13 protein-coding genes are annotated in these 14,510 nt (G+C 71.4%); 3 read left to right on the top strand and 10 right to left on the bottom strand.

The genetic code is table 11. The features are described 5' to 3' along the window. Positions 1 to 12 precede the first annotated feature (12 nt). Positions 13 to 819 carry a diacylglycerol kinase gene (locus ACIBAD_RS17380; protein WP_398907670.1) on the bottom strand — a complete coding sequence of 269 codons (807 nt, stop codon included), beginning with the start codon at positions 817 to 819 and terminating at the stop codon, positions 13 to 15. A 184-nt stretch (positions 820 to 1,003) separates the two neighbouring features. On the opposite strand from ACIBAD_RS17380, the gene ACIBAD_RS17375 reads away from it, so the two are divergent. Further along, positions 1,004 to 2,287, top strand: coding sequence for an adenylosuccinate synthase (locus ACIBAD_RS17375; RefSeq protein WP_134072624.1), 1,284 nt, complete (start codon positions 1,004 to 1,006; stop codon positions 2,285 to 2,287). A gap of 62 nt (positions 2,288 to 2,349) precedes the next feature. On the opposite strand, the gene ACIBAD_RS17370 is transcribed toward ACIBAD_RS17375, so the two are convergent. Together ACIBAD_RS17370 and ACIBAD_RS17365 are read right to left on the bottom strand one after the other, a co-directional pair. Continuing rightward, the gene (locus ACIBAD_RS17370) at positions 2,350 to 4,050 is read right to left on the bottom strand and encodes a PKD domain-containing protein (protein ID WP_398907534.1); all 1,701 of its coding nucleotides are present in this window, start codon (positions 4,048 to 4,050) and stop codon (positions 2,350 to 2,352) included. A 66-nt stretch (positions 4,051 to 4,116) separates the two neighbouring features. Next, positions 4,117 to 4,731 (bottom strand): TetR/AcrR family transcriptional regulator, encoded by a 615-nt coding sequence (locus ACIBAD_RS17365; protein WP_134072628.1) that lies wholly within the window; start codon positions 4,729 to 4,731, stop codon positions 4,117 to 4,119. A 112-nt stretch (positions 4,732 to 4,843) separates the two neighbouring features. Between ACIBAD_RS17365 and wrbA the strand changes: the two genes are divergently transcribed. Further along, a complete protein-coding gene (gene wrbA / locus ACIBAD_RS17360) occupies positions 4,844 to 5,449 on the top strand; it encodes an NAD(P)H:quinone oxidoreductase (protein WP_134072630.1) in 606 nt (201 codons plus the stop codon). A gap of 70 nt (positions 5,450 to 5,519) precedes the next feature. Here wrbA and ACIBAD_RS17355 read toward each other — a convergent pair whose 3' ends face one another. Further along, a complete protein-coding gene (locus tag ACIBAD_RS17355) occupies positions 5,520 to 8,291 on the bottom strand; it encodes a PKD domain-containing protein (RefSeq protein ID WP_398907531.1) in 2,772 nt (923 codons plus the stop codon). Positions 8,292 to 8,445: 154 nt separating this feature from the next. Here ACIBAD_RS17355 and ACIBAD_RS17350 point away from each other — a divergent pair, with 154 nt between their 5' ends. Next, a complete protein-coding gene (locus ACIBAD_RS17350) occupies positions 8,446 to 8,922 on the top strand; it encodes a hypothetical protein (protein ID WP_398907529.1) in 477 nt (158 codons plus the stop codon). Here the strand turns inward: ACIBAD_RS17350 and ACIBAD_RS17345 are convergent. The 6 genes from ACIBAD_RS17345 to pyrE all read right to left on the bottom strand — a co-directional run bounded on the left by ACIBAD_RS17345 (position 8,847) and on the right by pyrE (position 14,492). Continuing rightward, entirely contained in the window at positions 8,847 to 9,731 is an 885-nt protein-coding gene (locus tag ACIBAD_RS17345) for an alpha/beta hydrolase family protein (RefSeq protein WP_398907527.1), read from the bottom strand. The genes ACIBAD_RS17350 and ACIBAD_RS17345 overlap by 76 nt on opposite strands. Before the next feature lie 166 nt (positions 9,732 to 9,897). Further along, a complete protein-coding gene (gene kynU / locus ACIBAD_RS17340) occupies positions 9,898 to 11,109 on the bottom strand; it encodes a kynureninase (protein WP_398907525.1) in 1,212 nt (403 codons plus the stop codon). Beyond that, a complete protein-coding gene (locus ACIBAD_RS17335; RefSeq protein WP_053692731.1) occupies positions 11,102 to 11,947 on the bottom strand; it encodes a tryptophan 2,3-dioxygenase family protein in 846 nt (281 codons plus the stop codon). The genes kynU and ACIBAD_RS17335 overlap by 8 nt, the downstream gene beginning before the upstream one ends. Positions 11,948 to 12,144: 197 nt before the next feature. Continuing rightward, positions 12,145 to 12,558 carry a DUF3151 domain-containing protein gene (locus ACIBAD_RS17330; RefSeq protein ID WP_398907523.1) on the bottom strand — a complete coding sequence of 138 codons (414 nt, stop codon included), beginning with the start codon at positions 12,556 to 12,558 and terminating at the stop codon, positions 12,145 to 12,147. Positions 12,559 to 12,658: 100 nt separating this feature from the next. After that, the gene (fbaA, locus tag ACIBAD_RS17325) at positions 12,659 to 13,681 is read right to left on the bottom strand and encodes a class II fructose-bisphosphate aldolase (protein ID WP_030152875.1); all 1,023 of its coding nucleotides are present in this window, start codon (positions 13,679 to 13,681) and stop codon (positions 12,659 to 12,661) included. 271 nt (positions 13,682 to 13,952) lie between these two features. Beyond that, a complete protein-coding gene (gene pyrE, locus ACIBAD_RS17320) occupies positions 13,953 to 14,492 on the bottom strand; it encodes an orotate phosphoribosyltransferase (protein WP_030152877.1) in 540 nt (179 codons plus the stop codon). Positions 14,493 to 14,510 lie beyond the last annotated feature (18 nt).

Genomic DNA, 14,510 nt, shown 5'->3' with positions numbered 1-14,510 from the left:
CTCCCCCCGCCGCTACACCCGCGGCAGCGTCAGCGCCCAGGCCCCCGGCCGCAGAGTCCAGGTACGGCGCCGGACCGGGCCCGCCACCAGCGCGTCCGCCCGGTAGCGGAAGTCCGAGCCCGACACCGTCAACGACGCCGCCTTCACCCGCAGCGAGGTTCCGCCGACCAGCCGGACCGTCACCTCCGCCACCCCGCCGGACGACACCGGCACCATCCGCAGGTCCTCCACCGCCCGATCCACGTCCACCAGCACCTGCCCGTCCGCCTCCACCCGCAGCCGGTGCCCCGCCCGGGGCCCCGACGGGACCAGCGTCCGCACCAGCGAGCGGTAGGCGCTCCGGACCGACGGCCCCGAGGGTCCGGGGGCCGCCCGGACGGGTGGGATCCGCAGATCCCCGAGCACCACCCCGTCGCTGTCGTCCACCAGCAGGTCCCGCGTCCGTACGGCACCGTCCAGCACCGACCGCGCCGCCGCCACCGCGGACAGCGGAACGCCCAGCGACCGCGCCAGCCCCAGCTGCCCCAGCTGCCCCACCGGAATCAGTGAAACGGCCCCGTCCGCGAGCCCGCGCTCACGGTGCAACAGCCCCACGGCCCGTACCAGCGCCCGGTCGTCGCCGACGATCACCGGCTGCCGATGGCCCCGGCGGGCGAGGGCCCGCGCAAACTCCTCCCGCGAGTCCGGGAGGCAGATTTTCGCCGCAGCCCCCGCCGACAGAACATCCTTCGCGATCCGCACGGACTCGCCGTCAAGACGGCGGGCGACCGGGTCGACGAGCACGAGCAGGCCGCCTACCGGCGCGCCCGCATGGCTCATGGTGGGCTCTGGAGCCGACACCTCGGTCCTTCCTCGGGTAGCATCTTTGTGCAAGAGGCCCTTGCGCTATTGCGCCAGGGCCTTCGTCTATTCCGGGGTACCGGTCCGACGGCTCAGCCTGCGGTGTACATCGTCGTACGCCCCCTGACCTTGGACATGCCCCATCCGGAAGAGGTGTACGCCTGTGCCCGCTCTTGTGCTGCTCGGAGCTCAGTGGGGTGACGAGGGCAAGGGAAAGGCCACCGACCTGCTCGGTGGATCCGTTGACTATGTGGTGCGCTACCAGGGCGGCAACAACGCCGGCCACACGGTCGTCGTAGGCGACCAGAAGTACGCGCTGCACCTTCTCCCTTCCGGCATCCTGTCCCCCGGATGCACCCCGGTCATCGGCAACGGCGTCGTCGTCGACCCGGCCGTCCTGCTCTCCGAGCTGCGCGGCCTGAACGAGCGCGGCATCGACACCTCCAAGCTGCTCATCAGCGGCAACGCCCACCTCATCACGCCGTACAACGTGACCCTCGACAAGGTCGGCGAGCGCTTCCTCGGCAAGCGCAAGATCGGTACGACCGGCCGCGGCATCGGTCCGACGTACGCGGACAAGATCAACCGCATCGGCATCCGCGTCCAGGACCTGTACGACGAGTCGATCCTCACCCAGAAGGTCGAAGCGGCGCTGGAGGGCAAGAACCAGCTCCTCGCCAAGCTCTACAACCGCCGCGCCATCGAGGCCGCCGCGATCGTGGAGGAGATGCTCCAGTACGCGGAGCAGATCAAGCCGTACGTCGCCGACACCACCCTGATCCTCAACGACGCGCTCGACCAGGACAAGGTCGTGCTGTTCGAGGGCGGCCAGGGCACGCTGCTCGACGTCGACCACGGCACGTACCCCTTCGTCACCTCCTCGAACCCGACCGCCGGCGGCGCCTGCACCGGCACCGGCGTGGGCCCGACGAAGATCAGCCGAGTCATCGGCATCCTGAAGGCCTACACGACCCGCGTCGGCGCCGGCCCGTTCCCGACCGAGCTGTTCGACCAGGACGGCGAGGACCTGCGCCGCATCGGCGGCGAGCGCGGCGTGACCACCGGCCGTGACCGCCGCTGCGGCTGGTTCGACGCGCCGATCGCCCGTTACGCCACCCGCGTGAACGGCCTGACGGACTTCTTCCTCACCAAGCTGGACGTGCTGACCGGCTGGGAGCAGATCCCGGTCTGCGTCGCGTACGAGATCGACGGCAAGCGCGTCGAGGAGCTCCCGTACTCGCAGACGGACTTCCACCACGCGAAGCCGATCTACGAAAACCTCCCCGGCTGGTCCGAGGACATCACCAAGGCCAAGACGTTCTCGGACCTCCCGAAGAACGCCCAGGCGTACGTGAAGGCCCTCGAGGAGATGTCGGGCGCCCCGATCTCCGCGATCGGCGTCGGCCCCGGCCGCACCGAGACGATCGAGATCAACTCGTTCCTCTAGGAACCGCCACGTGAAAGGGGCGGTGCGCCACACGGCGCACCGCCCCTCTCACGTTTCGGGGACTAGCTGGTCTGGTACCAGGCGATCAGGTCGACGATCAGGTCGATGTCCTGCCAGCCCTGGTTCCAGAAGTCGATGATGCCGCCCTTGCCCCCGGACGTCTGGACCAGGTTCGGCACGGTCGCACCCGCCGTCCAGTTCACGGACGAGGAGACGGGCCGCTGCGGCGTGACCGCGCTGCCCTTCACGTAGTCGGGCCACGTGTTCGGGTCGGCGGTGACCGAGAGGAAGCCCGCCCCGGTGGTGTTGGTGACCGTGGTGTTCAGCACCCAGCCGTCGATGTCGGAGTTCGTCGTATCGGCGTCGAACCGCTCGGGGAGCATCGTGCGGGCCGGCACCGGGCCCGCCTTGCGGCCCCAGCTGTCGATGCGGGTGTCCAGGACCCGGTACGGGCCCCCGAGGCACACGAGGGCCGCCCTGCTGTCGGTGCTGTAGTAGCCGACCACGTCGGCCACCACGTCGGCCCGGTCCCAGCTGCCGTTGCGGATGGTGATCTTCCCGTCGGGGCCGACCGGCACGATCACCGAATTGGCGACCGTCTGACCGGCGGAGAAGTTCAGGCTCGACGTGGACGGCGCCGCCTGCCCGCTCGGGTACGCGGTCAGGTGGCCGGCCGCCCGCGGATTGGTGGCCGTCAGGTTGAGCGCCACGGCGGTGGCACCCTTCGGGACGCCCCCGCGCCCGGCCATGTCCACCCCGAAGCTCCCGTAGCCGGGCACCTGCCCCTTCGCCGTACCGATCCCCTCGCGGGTGTCGACGGCACGGACCGGGTTCAGGGTGGTGTAGCCGCTGGCGACCGACGCCGTGAAGTAGCCGGTGACGTCCGCGACCAGGTCGACCGAGTCCCAGCCGCCGTTGACCAGGCGCACGGACCCGTCCTCGCCGACCGGCACGATCACCTGGTTCGCAACGGTCTGCCCCGCGGCGTAGTTCAGGTTCGACCCGGTCTCGAAGCCGTCCTTGCCGGGCTGGACCACGACGTGGCCCGCTCCCGCGGCGTTGGTGGCGGTGACGTTGAGGACCACTTCGGTGGCCCCGGCGGGGATGCCGGCGACGCCGGCGACCTTCAGGGCCACCGAGCCCCGCCCCGCGACCTTGGCCTGCGCGGCGCCGATGCCGGCGCGGGTGTCCAGCAGCCGGGTCGGCGCGTGCGCGGTGTACTCGCTGCCCGAGGTGACGAAGTCGAGCCGGTTCACGGCCTGGACCCCGTGCGTGGTGTCCTTCACCGTGACCGTGACGGGGTACTTCCCGACCTTGGCGTACTTGTGCGTGGTGTACCGGAGGTCGGAGCCGGAGCTGGTGACGGCGACCTGGTCCGCGGCGCCGTCGCCCCAGTCGATGGTGACGTCGAGCGCGGCGCCCTCGCTGGTGACGATGGTCCGCAGTTCGATCGAGTGCGCGGTCGGGCCGTGGGCCTCCAGATCGATCGCGAGGTACGCGTCCCCCGACGCGCGCTGCGCCTGCGCGGCCGCCCCGGTCCGGGCTGCCGATCCGGCCGGCGATGTGCGGACCGTGCGCTCGGCCGGGCTGGAGAAGGTCTTGCCGCCCGGCAGCGGCCCTCCCTTGCCCGGGTTCCCCCCGGTCGTCGCGGCCACGCCGTGGCCGGCGGGAGCGACGGGACCGGCCGCTACGGCCGGGCCGGAGAAGAGGCCTACGCCCGCTGCCACGAGGGCGGCGGAAAACATGAGACGGCGACGGTGCACCGTACCCCCCTTGGTCTGGTGCAGAACCCTGAACGGGTTCGAAATCCCGTTCAGCGTACAGACGTGTCAGCGGCTTGATCCACTGGCTTCTCGTCCGGAGCCGAGCAGGGCGTCGATGGCCGCCTTGATCCGGTCGACCGGGACCTCGCGGGCGGTGAGGTGCTCGAAGAGGCTGGGGACGAACGGGGCGAGGAGCAGGTGCGCCAGCACCGGGGCGTCCTCCTGCGGGCGGGCCCCGCGGAGCAGCATCGCGACGTGCGTGTGCATGGTCAGGTACGCGCCGCTCTCGTACCGCGCGCCCGGCGAGGCGGCCTCCGCGACCGCCATCACGGCCCGCTGCCCGACGAGCCGTTCGGCCAGGGCGTGCAGGAACGCGCGCAGCCGTACGTCGGCAGGCGCGTCGGGGCCGAGCGGGGCCGGCCCGCTCAGGAAGGCCTCCTGGAAGCGCCGCTCGTCCTCGTCGAGCAGCGCGAACAGCAGCCGGCTCACATCGCCGAAGCGGCGGTAGACCGTCCCGACCCCCATCCCCGCGGCGTGGGCGACGGCGTTCATCGTCACGGCGCCCGGCCCCTGCTCGGCGACCAGCTGCGCCGCCGCGTCCAGGATCTTCCGCCTGTTCCGGGCGGCGTCCGCGCGCTCGGGCGGGGCCTGGCCCGTGACCGGGAGTTCGATGCGGCTCATATCCAGAGGCTACCGGACCACCCTTGCCAATCGGATACCTATCCGCTTTACTTTCGCCTGTCGAAGCGAAACGGATAGCCATCCGCTTGCGGTCACGCCAAGGAGTCCCACCATGAGTGCCAAGGTCGCGGTCATCTACTACTCGTCCACCGGAAACGTCCACGCGCTCGCGAAGGCCGTCGCCGAAGGCGCCGAGAAGGCGGGCGCCGAAGTCCGCCTGCGTCGGGTGCCCGAGCTCGCCCCCGACGCGGCCATCGACTCCAACCCGGCCTGGCGCCGGCACGTCGAGGACACCAAGGACGTCGAGATCGCCACGCTGGACGACCTCACCTGGGCCGATGCCTACGCGATCGGCTCGCCGACCCGGTACGGCAACATCGCGGGCCAGCTGAAGCAGTTCCTCGACACCACCGGCGGCATCTGGCAGCAGGGCGCACTCGCCGACAAGCCGGCCACCGGCTTCACCAGCGCCCACAACGCGCACGGCGGCAACGAGTCCACGCTGCTCGCCCTCTACAACACGTTCCACCACTGGGGCTCGGTCATCGTCTCGCCCGGCTACACCGACCCGGTCGTCTACGGCGCCGGCGGCAACCCGTACGGCACCTCGCACCCGGGCGGCAGCGGCGCCGTCAGCGAGGAGACCCTGACCGCGGCCCGCTACCAGGGCGAGCGCCTCGCCACGTTCGCCGCCCGCCTGGCCGCCACCGCCGAATAGGCCGGAGCCGGCCATTCCAGGAATGGCCGGCTCCGGACGTGCAGGTCAGGTCAGGTCGGGTCGGGTCGGGTCAGCGGCTCTCGGTGAAGTAGCCGAGCAGGTCCGTGATCACGTGGTTGCTGCCGCCCCAGCTGTTGAAGACGTTCACCTTGCCGTCCCCGACCGGAGTCGTGACGTGGTTCGGGACGGTGAGGCCGGGCAGCGTGTTCAGGCTGCTCGCGTCCGTACGTGCGCTCCCGTACCCGTGGACGGTCAGGAAGCCGGCGGCGGAGGTGTCGGTCGCGGTCACGTTCAGCACCGCGCCCACCGCGTCGGACGGCAGCCCGGCCACGGTCGTGGTCGCACCCGGGGCCAGCTTGCCGGTGACCCGGGTGTCTCCGAGGCGCTTGGGGACGATCGGCGTGAAGAGGGCCTTGCCGTCCTTGCCGTAGTAGCCCACCGCGTCCACCACCAGGTGCGTGGAACCGGCGTTGTTGTAGAGCGTGATCGTCCCGTTCGGACCCACCGGCACGATGGCCTGGTTGGACTTGTCCTTGCCCGGTTCCGGGTTCAGGTTCGACGTCACGGGCCGCTTCGCCGGGTCCGGGTAGGCGATCACGTGCGTGTCCGACGTCGCCCCGGTGCCGGTCAGGTTCAGCGCGACCGCCGTGGCGTCGGCGGGGATCCCGCCCACACCGGCGACCTTGACGGTGCGTGTCTGGCCGCCGGCCAGCGCGCCGCCCGCCCCCGTCCGGGTGTCGGCGAGACGGGTCGGGGTGACCGGGCTGAAGCGCTGCCCGGTGTTCGGCTGGTAGTAGCCGACGAAGTCGACGATCAGCTTCGCCTCACCGGAGTTGAGCCGGAACCACACGGAGCCGTCGGAACCGACGGGAACGGTCACCGTGTTGGACGACGTACCGCCCGCCCGGACGTTGACGTTCGAGGTCGCGGGACGGTCCTGGCGGTTCGGCGACACGCTGAGGTGGGTGTCCTCGCTCGCGCCGGTGACGGTCACGTTGAGGACCGCCGCGGTCATGCCGCCCGAGAGCGCCCCGCCCGCCGGCAGGCGCGTGGACCAGGGCTCCCCGCCGCGCAGCGACCAGAGGTAGGTCCGGGTGTCGACGATGCGGAAGGGCTCGGTGGCGACGTAGCCGGACGCCGGGTAGTCCACGCGCACGGTCTTGCTCACCGTGGACGTGGCGCCCTTGACGTCCTGGAGCTTGACCGTCACCTTGTACTCGCCCGGCGTGGTGTACGTGTGCTGCCCGGGGGAGCTGTAGTCACGCGACTCGAAGCTGCCGTTGCCGTCGCCGAAGTCGACCAGCGCGCTCTGCACCGGCCACGGCGCCACCGTGGACTTCAGGTCGAGCCCCATGGTCAGCGGGGGGACGTGCTCGTCCGGACTGTCCGAGGTCGGCAGGACCGGCGAGGCGGTGAAGTCCGCGGCCAGCGGCTTGTCGGCGGCGGTCACCTTGGCCGGCTTCTCCGTGGCGGCCGTCCGGCCGGCGGCGTTGACCGCCGTCACCTTGACCACGTAGTCGCCCGGCTTGCCGTAGGTGTGCGAGGCGAGGGCCTGGGGCTCGTTGCCCTGCTGGGTGACGACCGGCTGCGTCCCGTCGCCGAAGTCGACGCGGTAGCTCATCGTGGAGGGCCACTTGCTGTCCGACGCGGCCTTCACCTCCACCTTGGTCCCGACCGGCGCCCAGCTCTGGTCGATCGACATCGTGGCGCTGCTCAGGCCGTCCTGGATCTCGTAGGCGCCGCGGTCGAGGTACCCGCCGTCACGGCCGGTGTTGGGGACCCGCGGGTCGTCCGTGGTCGGATAGCCGCTGAAGTCGGTGGGCAGTACGCCCGGCGCCGTCGGGTCGGCGGAGTCGATGGTCGGAGAGCCGTCCACCGGGCCGACGCCCGCGGACGACGGGGTCAGGATGTCGTGCGCGCCCTGCCCGGTGCCGGCCTGAAAGGCGGCCGGATCCTTGTACGCGCCACCGGCCCAGCTGTACGCCGGCTCGGGTCCCGCGCTGCCGGCGATCAGGTTGTAGTCGGCTCGGGTACCCGCCGTCGCGCTCTGCGCCACCAGGAACGGGTTGCGCGCATCGTCCGAGGTGCAGTACCCGGTGCGGGCATAGGTGAAGACCACGTTGTTGAACACGGCCGATCCGGTCGAGTTCCCGCCGAGCGCGAGGGTGGCCGAACAGACGCCCCGGAGCGTGTTGTTGGTGACGACACTGCCGGGCGCGTCCGTGACGCTGAGCGCGGCCGCGGAGATGCCCGAGATCACGTTGCGGGCGAGCACGGTGTTCCGCGAGCCGCCGTCGATCCGGACGCCCTGCAGTGAGCTGCGGGTGATGCGCACGTCGGCACTTCCGTCGCCGACCACGACCCCGTTGCCCCCGGGGACGTCCCGGCCCGCGCCGGCGGTGATCCGGTCCAGCTCGACATCGCCGGACCGGCCGACCTGGAGGGGCGCGGCGACCGTGATGCCGCGGACCACCACGTGGGACGCACCGCTGATGGTCAGACCCCGGCCGGAGCGGAGGCTCACCCGCGCCGGAGAACCTGCCTCTGCGTCGGGCACGAAACCGATGGGCTTGCCGGGTTCGCCGGAGCGGTCGATCGTGACGGCTTCGTCGTACGTGCCCGGCTTGATCCGCACGGTCTGGCCCGGCCGTACGGCCTTGACGGCCGCCGCGATCGTGCAGAACGGCGCGGCCTGGGAGCCGGATCCCCCGTCGGAGCAACCGGAATCGTCGTGATTGCTCACGTAGAGGGTGTCGGGGGCATCGGCGGCCGTGGCTGCCGGTATGCCGAGGAGTGTGACCAGACCTGCGGTCAGCAGGACAGTCGTACGAGTGGGACGCACCAGCAGGGGTTCCTTTGCGGAAAGATGACCAAGGAGACCATCTTCTGCTGTCCGAAAGCCGATGTCACTTCAGTTCGGCGCCGAACTGGCGGACTTCTCGCCTATCACGTCCGATACCTGGAAAACGGGGGACCTGAACCGTCACGCTTGCTCCATGAGCACTGCAAGTCACTCGCCCAACTCCCGCATGCCCAGCTGGATTCCGGCCGCCGGTATCGGAATTCGCAAGGCAGGGGTGATGTTCGACGCCGTACGTGTGGACGGTGACATGGGACGGGATCTCGCCGATCTCCTCGTCACGCTCACCGGCGGCGATCCCGGGCCGATCGTCGTCCAGGCCAACGGGCGGCGGCCCGTCTACTTCCTGATCCCGGTCGGGGGCGCCGCGTACCGGGCCTGGCCACCCGGATTCACGCGGCTCGCGTCGGGGCCGCGCCGGACCACGTACATCCCGGTCCCCGCCCTCGAAGGCGCCTGGCCGCTGGCCTGGCGGTGTCCGCCCACGCGCGAGGACCGGTTCGTGCACGCGCTGCTGCTGTACCGCGCCGCCGGCCTCTACCAGGCGAGCTGCGAGATCTCCTCGGCCACCACCGCGCAGGCGTCGGCCGCGGGGTCGATGAGCGGGAAGTGACCGACCCCGTCCAGCAGGGTCAGGCCCACGGTCTCCCCGGCCTTCGCCGCCGCGGCCACGTACGACTCGGCCACCGACGACGGGACCACGATGTCCTCCCGGCCGTGGACGACGGCCGTCGCGATCCCCGTCGGCAGCAGGACCGCCGGATCCGCGAACGGCAGCCGCTCCGCCCACTGGTCGGCGCCGCCCAGCAGCTGCGCGGACGCCCCGCCGCACACGCCCAGCTCCTCCGCGGCCACGAAGTCCGCGATGGGGGCGAGCGCCACCACGCCGCGCAGCAGCGGCGGCGAAGGCAGCCTCCAGGCGGCCGGCGACTCGGGCGGCAGGACGTGCCGGGCCGACGCCCACAGCGCGAGGTGGCCGCCCGCGGAGTGCCCGGTGATGACGGTACGGCGCGGATCCGCCTGCGGGAGGTGGGCCGTGGCGAGCACCGGGAGGGCGTCCATCGCGGCGGCCACGTCGTCGAAGGTCTCCGGCCAGCGGCCGGCCACGTGCCCCTCGGCGTTCTGGCGTGGCAGGGAACTTCCGCGCCGGTACTCGACGTTGGCGACGGCGAAACCCCGGCGGGCCAGGAAGTCCGCGAGCGGGGTGATGTGGTGCCGGTCGTACGGGGCGCGCCAGGCGCCGCCGTGCAGGAGCACCACCAGCGGGACCGACCCGGTGGCGGTCTCGCCGCGCGGGGCGTAGAAGTCGATCACGTGGTCGGGGTGGTCCCCGTACGCCCCCGTCGAGTCCGGGGCGACCGGCGGGTGGGCGAAGGCCGAGGCGGCCTCGGCGGCGTCCCGTTCGACTGCGGGGTCCGTCATCGGCTCAACCTCTCGGTAACGCGTGGGACTGGTGTTCCGGCAGAGCGGGACCGTATCAGGCCGGAACGGGAGTGTCGGTGGTGGGCGGGGGCCGTGGCCGGGATGTGCGGGGGCGGACGGAGCCGAAGCCCCGCCCGCCCGGTTGCCGTGACGTTTCGCCCCTACATCACCCGAAAATGTGACCCAGTGTCCGGGCAGCACGCTCCGCGTCGGCGAAACCGACGTAGAGCGGCGTGAAACCGAAGCGCAGGACGTCGGGGGCGCGGAAGTCCCCGATCACGCCGCGGGAGATCAGGTCGTCCATGACCGCGCGGGCGTTCTCGGTGCGCAGCGAGACCTGGCTGCCGCGCCGGTCGTGCTCGGCGGGGGTGACCGACTCGACCTTCCCGGCCGGGACGTACGCGGCCACGCACTCCAGGAAGAAGTCGGTCAGGGCGAGGGACTTGGCCCGTACGGCTTCCACCGAGACCCCGTCCCAGGCGTCGAGCGCCGCTTCCAGGGCCAGCATGGACAGGATGTCCGGGGTTCCGACCCGGCCGCGCACCGCGCCGGCGGCCGGGGTGTAGTCCGGGGTCATCGCGAAGGGGTCCGCGTGGCCGTTCCAGCCGGGGAGCGGGGAGTCGAAGACTCCCTGGTGGCGTGCGGCGATGTAGAGGTACGCCGGGGAGCCGGGGCCGCCGTTCAGGTACTTGTACGTACAGCCGACCGCGAGGTCGACGCCGTGCTCGTCGAGGCCGACGGGGAGGGCGCCGGCCGAGTGGCAGAGGTCCCAGACGGTGACGGCCCCGGCGGCGCGGGCCGCCGCGGTGAGGGCCGGGAGGTCGTGGAGGCGGCCGGTGCGGTAGTCGACGTGGTTGAGGAGGACGACGGCGGTCTCCTCCCCCATCGCCTGGGCCGCGTGCGGGGGGTCGACCGGTACGACGGTGAGGCCGGTCATCCGGGCGGCCGACTCGGCGATGTAGCCGTCGGTGGGGAAGGTGGAGGCGTCGACCAGCATCTGCGTGCGCCCGGGGCGGGCCAGGCGGGCGGCTCCGACCAGGGCCTTGAACAGGTTGACGCTGGTGGAGTCGCCGACGACCGTCTGGCCGGGGGCCGCGCCGATGAGCGGGGAGAGCTTGTCGCCGATCCGCTCAGGGGCGGTCCACCAGGTGCCGGAGCTCCAGGACTGGATGAGCTCCGTGCCCCACTCGTGGGTGATGACCTGGGCGATGCGGGCCGCGACCCCGGTCGTCAGCGCTCCCAGGGAGTTGCCGTCCAGGTAGACGACGCCGTCGGGGAGGGTGAAGCGGTCGCGGAGCTTGCCGAGCTCGTCGGCGGTGTCGAGGGCGGCGGCGCGGGCCGCGAGGTCCGCCGGGAACTTCCCGTTCGCGTCAGACATGGCTGCGGGCCGTCCAGAGCTCCGGGAACACGTTCTTCGTGGCGCGCTTTTCGAGCCAGGTCACGCCGGCCGAGCCGCCCGTGCCGGTCTTGGCGCCCATCGCCCGGCGGGTGGCGACCAGGTGGTCGTTGCGCCAGCGCCACACGAGCTCCGCGACGTCCGTGAGGACCTCGCCGAGGCGGTGGAGGTCGAGCTGCGCGTCGGGGTCCGCGTACAGGGACGTCCAGACGGCCTCGACCTCAGGCGAGGGCTCGTACCGCCGGGAGAGGTCGCGCTCCAGGACCGCCTGCGGGACCGGCAGGCCGCGGCGGGCCAGCAGGCGCAGGACCTCGTCGTACAGGCTGGGCTCCTGGAGCGCCTTCTCCAGCTCCGCGTGGACGCGCGGGGCGCCGCGGTGCGGGACGAGCATGGAGGCCGACTTCTCGCCGAGCAGGAACTCCATACGGCGGTACATCGCCGACTGGAAGCCGGAGCCCTCGCCGAGGGCGGCGCGGTAGGCGTTGAACTGGCCCGGGGTGAGCTGGGCGAGCGGGCGCCAGGAGGCGTTGAGGGCCTCCAGTTCGCGGAGGGATCGTTTCAGCGCATCCATCGCGACGGGGATGCTGTCCTCGCGGAGGGCCTTCGCGGCCGTCTCCCATTCGTGGACGATGACCGTGAACCACAGCTCCATGACCTGGGTCGTCACCAGGAAGACCATCTCGCCCGGGTCGTCCGAGCGGAGGTGCTGGAGGTGGGTGAGGACGTCCGCCTGGACGTAGTCCTCGTACGGGGTCGTGCCGGCGAAGTCGAGGTTCGGGGTGTCCGAACCGGCTCCGGAGGCATCAAGGGTGTTCGACATCGCTGTCTCCTCGACACGTGCTTCCGGGTAGCGGTCCGCCCCTTCCGATGGGTGAGTGGAGCCCCGGTCCCCTGCTCGCATCATAGGACCGGTTGCCGGGCTCCCTCTATTGGGGTGTGACCGGGGTCACAGGTGTTTTTCGGACACTACGGCATGCCGGGGCCCCGCGCGCGGGGCCCCGGCCGTCCGGATGCGGCTCAGGCGCCGAGGACGTCCGCGGCCGTCTCGGAGGAGTCGCGCAGGAAGGTCGAGCAGCGCTCGTACTCCTCCTTCTCGCCGATCGCCCCGGCGGCGCGGGACAGGGCGTACAGGGCGCGCAGGAATCCGCGGTTCGGCTCGTGCTCCCACGGCACCGGACCGTGGCCCTTCCAGCCGGCGCGGCGCAGGGCGTCGAGGCCGCGGTGGTAGCCCGTACGGGCGTACGCGTACGACTCGACGGTGCGGCCGGCGGCGAACGCCTCGTCGGCGAGGACCGCCCAGGCGAGGGAGGAGGTCGGGTGCGCGGCGGCCACCTCGACGGCGGGCGTGCCCGCGGCGATGGCCTCGCGGCCCGGCTCGTCGGGGAGGTGGGTGGGGGCGGGGCCCCCGAGGAGGTTCTGGTGAATGGACATGCCCCAAGTCTGGGGTATCGGGCCCCACTCACGGTGAAGGGCCCGGTCCTCCGTCGCGAGACGGTGGACCGAGCCCTTCGACGCCGGGGTGCGGCGGGTGCTACTTCAGCTTCGTGCCCGTCGAGCGCAGGTTCGCGCACGCCTCGGTGACGCGCTTGGCCATGCTCGCCTCGGCGAGCTTGCCCCAGGTGCGCGGGTCGTAGGTGGACTTCTTGCCGACTTCGCCGTCGACCTTCAGGACACCGTCGTAGTTGCGGAACATGTGGTCCGCGACCGGGCGGGTGAAGGCGTACTGGGTGTCGGTGTCGAGGTTCATCTTCACGACGCCGTTCTCCAGCGCGGTGGCGATCTCCTGCTCGGAGGAGCCGGAGCCGCCGTGGAAGACGAAGTCGAACGGGCTGGTCTTGCCGTACTTCTCGCCGACACCCTGCTGGAGGTCCTTCAGCAGCTCGGGACGCAGGACGACGTTGCCCGGCTTGTAGACGCCGTGCACGTTGCCGAAGGAGGCGGCCAGCAGGTAGCGGCCCTTCTCGCCCAGGCCCAGGGCCTCGGCGGTGCGGATCGCGTCGTCGACGGTGGTGTACAGCTCGTCGTTGATCTCGTGGGTGACGCCGTCCTCCTCGCCGCCGGTCGGGGTGATCTCGACCTCGAGGATGATCTTCGCGGCGGCGGCCTTGGCGAGCAGCTCCTGGCCGATGGCCAGGTTGTCCGCCAGGGTCTCGGCGGAGCCGTCCCACATGTGCGACTGGAAGAGCGGGTTCAGACCACGGGCCACGCGCTCGGCGGACACCTCAAGGAGCGGGCGGACGTAGCCGTCCAGCTTGTCCTTGGGGCAGTGGTCCGTGTGCAGCGCGACGGTGACGTCGTACTTCGCGGCAACGATGTGCGCGAACTCGGCCAGGGCGACCGCGCCCGTGACCATGTCCTTCTTGTACTGGCCACCCAGGAACTCCGCACCACCGGTGGAGATCTGGATGATGCCGTCGCTCTCGGCCTCCGCGAAGCCGCGCAGTGCAGCGTGCAGGGTCTGGGTCGAGGTCACGTTGATCGCCGGGTAGGCAAACTTGCCTGCCTTCGCCCGGTCGAGCATCTCGTTGTAGACCTCGGGGGTTGCGATGGGCATCTGTCCGCTCCTTGGATGTGCGGGGAGTGTGCGATTGCTGGCCCTGACCTGGGGGCGACGTAACCGTCGCGCTCATCTTTCCAGACTCCGCGCGACACTCCACCCGTGCCGGGTGGACCGTTTCACGTGAAACACTCCGCCCGACCGGGAAAGAGCAGGTCAGGACCTGTGCCCGGAGCCCCGGGGACCTAAGTCACCAGTTCTGCGGGGGTCAGCATGCGAGACCGAACAAGATCAACGGCGATCGGGCGGGATCGGCTCGGGTACGGAGTCAGCCCAGGTCGAGATCGGCGAGCCGGTAGCCGGTGAGGTACGGCAGGCCCGCCTCGGCGATGGCGTCCGCGGCACCGCGGTCCACGATCGTGGCGACGGCGACCACCTCTCCGCCGGCCTCGCGGACGGCCTCGACGGCGGTCAGCGGGGACCCGCCGGTGGTGGAGGTGTCCTCGACGACCAGGCAGCGCTTGCCCTTCACGTCGGTGCCCTCGATACGGCGCTGCATGCCGTGGGCCTTCTGCGCCTTGCGGACCACGAACGCGTCGAGGCGTCCGCCGCGCGCGGCGGAGGCGTGCAGCATCGAGGTCGCGACCGGGTCGGCGCCCAGGGTCAGACCGCCGACGCAGTCGAAGTCCAGGTCGGCGGTGAGGTCGAGCATGACCTGGCCCACCATCGGGGCCGCCTCGCCGTCCAGGGTGATCCGGCGGAGGTCGATGTAGTAGTCGGCCTCCTTGCCGGAAGAGAGGATCACCTTGCCGTGCACGACGGCCTTGTCCTTGATCTGCTGCAGAAGCGCATCGCGTACATCAGTCATGCCCCCGAGCTTAAAGGC

Origin of the sequence: Streptomyces sp. NPDC051109 (assembly GCF_044455885.1) — a bacterium.
GTDB lineage: Bacteria > Actinomycetota > Actinomycetes > Streptomycetales > Streptomycetaceae > Streptomyces.
The sequence above is the reverse complement of the archived record's forward strand: the minus strand, read 5'-3'. Positions and strand labels throughout refer to the sequence as shown.

Coding starts and splice junctions, on each gene's coding strand:
- ACIBAD_RS17380 (WP_398907670.1), bottom strand. CDS start 819: ATGAGCCATGCGGGCGCGCCGGTAGGCGGCCTGCTCGTGCTCGTCGAC.
- ACIBAD_RS17365 (WP_134072628.1), bottom strand. CDS start 4,731: ATGAGCCGCATCGAACTCCCGGTCACGGGCCAGGCCCCGCCCGAGCGC.
- wrbA (WP_134072630.1), top strand. CDS start 4,844: ATGAGTGCCAAGGTCGCGGTCATCTACTACTCGTCCACCGGAAACGTC.
- ACIBAD_RS17350 (WP_398907529.1), top strand. CDS start 8,446: ATGAGCACTGCAAGTCACTCGCCCAACTCCCGCATGCCCAGCTGGATT.
- ACIBAD_RS17345 (WP_398907527.1), bottom strand. CDS start 9,731: ATGACGGACCCCGCAGTCGAACGGGACGCCGCCGAGGCCGCCTCGGCC.
- kynU (WP_398907525.1), bottom strand. CDS start 11,109: ATGTCTGACGCGAACGGGAAGTTCCCGGCGGACCTCGCGGCCCGCGCC.
- ACIBAD_RS17335 (WP_053692731.1), bottom strand. CDS start 11,947: ATGTCGAACACCCTTGATGCCTCCGGAGCCGGTTCGGACACCCCGAAC.
- ACIBAD_RS17330 (WP_398907523.1), bottom strand. CDS start 12,558: ATGTCCATTCACCAGAACCTCCTCGGGGGCCCCGCCCCCACCCACCTC.
- fbaA (WP_030152875.1), bottom strand. CDS start 13,681: ATGCCCATCGCAACCCCCGAGGTCTACAACGAGATGCTCGACCGGGCG.
- pyrE (WP_030152877.1), bottom strand. CDS start 14,492: ATGACTGATGTACGCGATGCGCTTCTGCAGCAGATCAAGGACAAGGCC.